The organism is Hoeflea sp., assembly GCF_984452065.1.
On record NZ_CFHWAF010000212.1, the window covers coordinates 1 to 5004 of the forward strand.

At 62.6% G+C, this 5004-nt stretch carries 6 protein-coding genes; all 6 read left to right on the plus strand.

From position 1 onward, the window contains the following. Nucleotides 1-988 (plus strand): aminotransferase class I/II-fold pyridoxal phosphate-dependent enzyme (locus tag AC5E6N_RS23205; RefSeq protein ID WP_491750027.1); only part of this gene is annotated, 988 nt, incomplete at its 5' end. Further along, entirely contained in the window at nucleotides 985-2004 is a 1020-nt protein-coding gene (locus AC5E6N_RS23210; RefSeq protein WP_491750028.1) for a succinylglutamate desuccinylase/aspartoacylase family protein, read from the plus strand. The genes AC5E6N_RS23205 and AC5E6N_RS23210, both read left to right, overlap by 4 nt. A 25-nt stretch (nucleotides 2005-2029) precedes the next feature. Continuing rightward, nucleotides 2030-2695 (plus strand): helix-turn-helix transcriptional regulator, encoded by a 666-nt coding sequence (locus AC5E6N_RS23215; RefSeq protein ID WP_491750029.1) that lies wholly within the window; start codon nucleotides 2030-2032, stop codon nucleotides 2693-2695. Nucleotides 2696-2861: 166 nt separating this feature from the next. Then, entirely contained in the window at nucleotides 2862-2993 is a 132-nt protein-coding gene (locus AC5E6N_RS23220; RefSeq protein WP_491750030.1) for a hypothetical protein, read from the plus strand. Next, the gene (locus AC5E6N_RS23225; protein ID WP_491750032.1) at nucleotides 2993-4396 is read left to right on the plus strand and encodes a cytochrome ubiquinol oxidase subunit I; all 1404 of its coding nucleotides are present in this window, start codon (nucleotides 2993-2995) and stop codon (nucleotides 4394-4396) included. The genes AC5E6N_RS23220 and AC5E6N_RS23225 overlap by 1 nt, the downstream gene beginning before the upstream one ends. 6 nt (nucleotides 4397-4402) lie before the next feature. After that, on the plus strand, nucleotides 4403-5004 hold a 602-nt coding region (locus AC5E6N_RS23230; RefSeq protein ID WP_491750031.1), incomplete at its 3' end, for a cytochrome d ubiquinol oxidase subunit II.

Sequence of the window (5004 nt, forward strand, 5' to 3'; positions counted from 1 at the left end):
TTATCCGCAGGTGAACGGTTTCACGCTTTTGCGCGAACGCATTGCCGCGCTCTACCCCGGAGCCACGGCCGACAATGTCATGGTGACGGTTGGCGCCACCGAGGCCAACACGCTGGTCGCAAACACGTTGCTTGAGCCCGGTGACAACATGGTCGCCTTCCGCCCGATCTACGAGCAATTGACCGGCAATGTGCGCAATCGCGGCATCGAGGTCCGGTTCGTTGATCTCGATCCGTCCAATGCCTGGCACGCCGATATCGATGCGCTGACCGAAAGCGTCGATGACAGGACCAGGGTCATTCATGTCATCAATCCGAACAACCCGACCGGCCGCGTGCTCAACGAGACGGAGCGCCGGGCCATCGTCGATGCGGCCCAGTCGGTTGGCGCATGGATCGTGGCCGATGAGGTTTATGCCGGCACCGAACGCCATACGGACGACATCACACCGAGTTTCTGGGGTGAGTATGACCGCGTCGTGGTCTTGAACTCGATGAGCAAAGCCTATGGCCTGCCCGGGCTTCGCCTGGGCTGGCTGGTCGGGCCGAAAGCGTCCATGGCCGGCATCTGGCGGCGTCACGAATATGCTTCCGTCGCCGCCAGCATCCTGTCGATGCGACTTGCCGAAGCGGTGCTGGCCGAGCCGGCCCGATCCGCCGTTACGGCACGGGCGCGGCGCCTTATACGCATCGGTTTCGAGACCTTGCAAGCGGAACTGGCCGTCCATCCGGGCGTCTTCAGCGTCGCCCCGCCGCAGGCCTCCGCCATGTCGTTTGTGCGCTTTGACCTGCCTGTCAGTTCCGACGTCTTTGCGCGGCGTCTGCATGGCGAACACGATGTCCTCGTCATCCCCGGCGACAAGTTCCATGTCGAAAACCACTTCCGCTTCAGTTCGGCGCTGCCCGGGCCCTATCTGAAGGAGGGTTTGAGGCGCATGAACGCGCTTGTCGGCGACATTCTCGGCCGGCCGCCGGTGCCTGGATCATGATCGGCACATCCATCGATCTTGACGCCGAAGGCGTCCACAAGGGTTACCTTGACGTTCCGTTGTCACTGAACGAGAGCGCCTGGTCCAACCAGCGCGTTCCCATCGTCAGCATCAGGAGCAAAAAAAGCGGGCCGACGCTTCTCTTGCTCGGCGGCAGTCATGGCGATGAATATGAAGGGCCGATCGTTCTTTCAAACCTTGTCCACGGGCATCCGCCGCTTGAGGGCCTGCGCGGCCAGCTCATCGTTCTGCCGGCGCTCAACACACCGGCGGTGCAACACGGCACGCGTCTGTCGCCGCTCGATGGCGGCAATATGAACCGCGCCTTTCCGGGCGACAGTCACGGCACGATGACCGAACGCCTGGCGCACTTTCTTACAACGCAGCTCATCCCGCGTTCGGATATTGTGATCGACCTGCATTCGGGCGGCAAATCGCTCGCCTTCGTTCCCTGCACGATCGTGCCGCGGCAGAAAACCGAAGCGGCCACCGCCCGCATCGTGGCGCTCGCCGAGGCGTTCAACGCACCGATGACCGTCATCTTGAAAGAACCGGAGGTGGCGACGATGATCGACACCCAGGTCGAGGCGCAAGGCAAGACGATCCTGGCCACCGAGCTTGGCGGGATGGGTACGGTAACGCCTGAAACGGTCGCCATTGCGACCGACGGCCTGTCGGGTGTCATGGTTCATCTCGGCCTCCTGCCGGCCGCCGCTCCTTCCAGCCCCGGTACGACCGGGCGGGACCGCTCGAAGATCGTGCGGGTCGACGATTTGTCCCACTACGTCTATGCCGATGACGCCGGTGTTTTCGAACCGGCCGTCGATGTGGGTGCGCCGGTTCGCGAGGGTGCGCTTCTGGGCCGTCTCCATATGACAGACCGTGTTGACCGGCCGCCTGTCAACGTCCATGCTCAAACAAGCGGCCTTCTTGTCTGCCGCAACGGGCAAGGACGGGTTCAGCGCGGCGACCTTGTGGCCATGATCGGTCATGAAGTGCCGGCGGCGACGGGTTAGAGCGAGGGACAGCATGAGCCACAAGGTGCGATCCAGAACAGCTCGGCATGACGCGTCTTTCGACCCGGCCGCCCTTATTGCCGATATTGCGGTGCCATTTGCCGAAGCGGTATCGACCCTTCTGGGCCCGAACATCGAAATCGTCATTCATGACCTGCGCACCGAGTCCGTGGCGCATATCTGCAATCCGTTCTCCAAACGCGAGGTTGGAGATCCGTCCTACCTGAACGAGATTGACTTTCGTCCGAATGACCGTGTGATCGGTCCGTTTGAGCGGATCAACTGGGATGGCCGCGTGCTCCGGTCGATCAGCGCGGTGCTGCGGACGCCGCAGGGCGCACCTTATGCGCTGGCCTGTGTCAATTTCGATTTGTCCGATGTGCGGGCGGCGCAAAATGCCCTGGTCGCATTGATTGGAGCGCCGGTCGCGGCGGCGGAGCCGGAGGCGCTGTTCAAGAACGATTGGCACGAAAAAATGAACCGCTACATCGTCGAATGGTGTCACGAGCGCGGTCTGGCGATCGATAATCTGTCACGCGAAGATCGTCGCGACCTGCTTGATTCGATTGATCGGACCGACGGCTTTCGCGAAAGACACGCAGCATCCTATATCGCCCGCGTGCTGGGTGTCAGCCGTGCAACCATCTACAACGATCTGAAGGGTCGCCGTTCGGTCGCCAGAGGCCTTTAAAGCGGGTTTCCTTTTTACGTCAAATCAGATTCCAGTCTGACTTTTGAGGGCAGTTATGGATGTTGATGCCCCTCGCGTCACTCGGTCACATGCCGCCCCCGATGCAGATAAGGCGGTTTGCATTATATGAGTTTCAGAAATCTCTGAAATCGCATGAGCAACTGTCATGAACCTTTCGAGCCTGGAGCAGGACTTCGTCCTCCGTTTCGGTGAAGCGGGCTCCCCATGGGTCATCAACCGCACGCTGATCGCCGGGCTGCGCTGGAAAGACGCCACAATCGGGAAGTACGGATCATGATGGAAACGCTTCTCCTGTCGCGCATTCAGTTCGGCGCCAACATCTCCTTCCACATCCTCTTTCCCACCATCACCATCGCACTGGGGTGGGTGCTCTTGTTCTTCAAGCTGCGCTTCAACGCCACCGGCGATATGCGCTGGATGGACGCCTATCGTTTCTGGGTGAAGGTGTTCGCCCTGTCCTTCGCGCTCGGCGTCGTCTCCGGCATCACCATGAGCTTCCAGTTCGGCACCAACTGGCCGGGCTTCATGAAAACCGTCGGCAATATTGCCGGGCCGCTGCTGGCCTATGAGATCATCACCGCCTTCTTCCTGGAAGCGGTGTTCCTGGGCATCATGTTGTTCGGCTTTTCCCGCGTGCCGGGCTGGCTGCACACACTGGCCACGGTCCTGGTCGCCTTCGGCACCACGATGAGCGCTTTCTGGATTCTCGTGCTGAACTCGTGGATGCACACGCCGGCCGGCTTCGAGATGATCGATGGCGTTGCCCACGCCACCGATTGGTGGGCCATCGTCTTCAACCCGTCCATGCCCTATCGGCTCACCCACATGCTGATCGCCAGCGGACTGACGGTCTCTTTCCTGATCGCCGGCCTGTCCGCCTTCCGCCTGCTGCTCGGCGACCGCGATCCGTCGGTCCGCACCACGCTCAGGACCGGCGTGGCCCTGGCCGCCTTGCTGATCCCGGTGCAGATCTTCGTCGGCGATTTGCACGGTCTCAACACGTTGGAGCACCAGCCGCAGAAGGTCGCGGCCATGGAGGGCAACTGGGAAACGCGCGGCAATGTTCCGCTGCTTCTGTTCGCCCTGCCGGACGAGGAGGCGCGCGAGAACCGGTTCGAGATCGGCATCCCGAATGGCGCCAGCATCATCTTGAAGCACGACCCCGACGGCGTTGTGCCGGGCCTCGACGACTTCGTCGCCGAGGACGGAACGCCCCTGCATCCGCCGGTCAACCCGGTGTTCTGGTCGTTCCGGGTCATGGTCGGCATCGGTCTGGCCATGCTGGCCCTGTCCTGGGCGGCCGCGTTCATGCTGTGGCGCGGGCGCAAAGCTGACGCCGGCGCGCCCCGGCAGACCCTCAACCCCTGGGTTCTGCGGGCCTTCGTCGCCATGACCTTCTCCGGCTGGCTGGCGACGCTCGCCGGCTGGTACACCACCGAAATCGGCCGGCAGCCCTGGCTGGTTCAGGGCGTGATGAAGACCCATGAAGCCGTGGCAAGCGTGCCGGCCCCGATGGTTCTGTCCACGCTCCTGGTCTATCTGGCGATCTATGCCGGTCTGATCCTCTCCTATGTCATGGTGCTGTTCTACCTGGCGCGCAAGGCGGCGCGGGGAGAGCGGATCGGGCCACTGGCCCCTTCGGCCGGCGCGGCCAATGTTGAACTTGTATCGGCGGAGTAGGGGATCATGACCGATCTGTCCGAACCCACCTCCTGGCTTCCGGTCGTCTTCGCCGCGCTCATGGGCCTGTCGATCCTGATCTATGTCGTGCTCGACGGGTTCGATCTCGGCGTCGGCATCCTGACGCCGCGCGCGAGCGAGGCGGAAAAGGACCGCATGATCGCCTCCATCGGCCCCTTCTGGGATGCCAATGAAACCTGGCTGGTGATGGCGGTCGGCCTGCTTCTGGTCGCCTTTCCGGCGGCGCACGGGACGATCCTGACGGCGCTGTACCTGCCGGTCGCCATCATGCTGGTGGGGCTTATTCTGCGCGGCGTCGCCTTCGAGTTCCGGGTCAAGGCGCCGGCGCCGAACAAACCGCTCTGGAACCTGGCGTTCTTCGCCGGTTCGGTCATGACGTCGCTCAGCCAGGGCTTCATGCTGGGCCTTTACATCATGGGGCTCGAATGGACGCCGGCCACGGTCGCCTTCGCGCTTTTGACGGCGCTTTGCATCACCGCCGGCTACGGTTTCATCGGCGCGTGCTGGCTCATCGTGAAGACCGAAGGCGCGCTTCAGAAAAAGGCGGTCGGATGGGCCAGGACCGGTCTGGCCGGCACGCTTGTCGG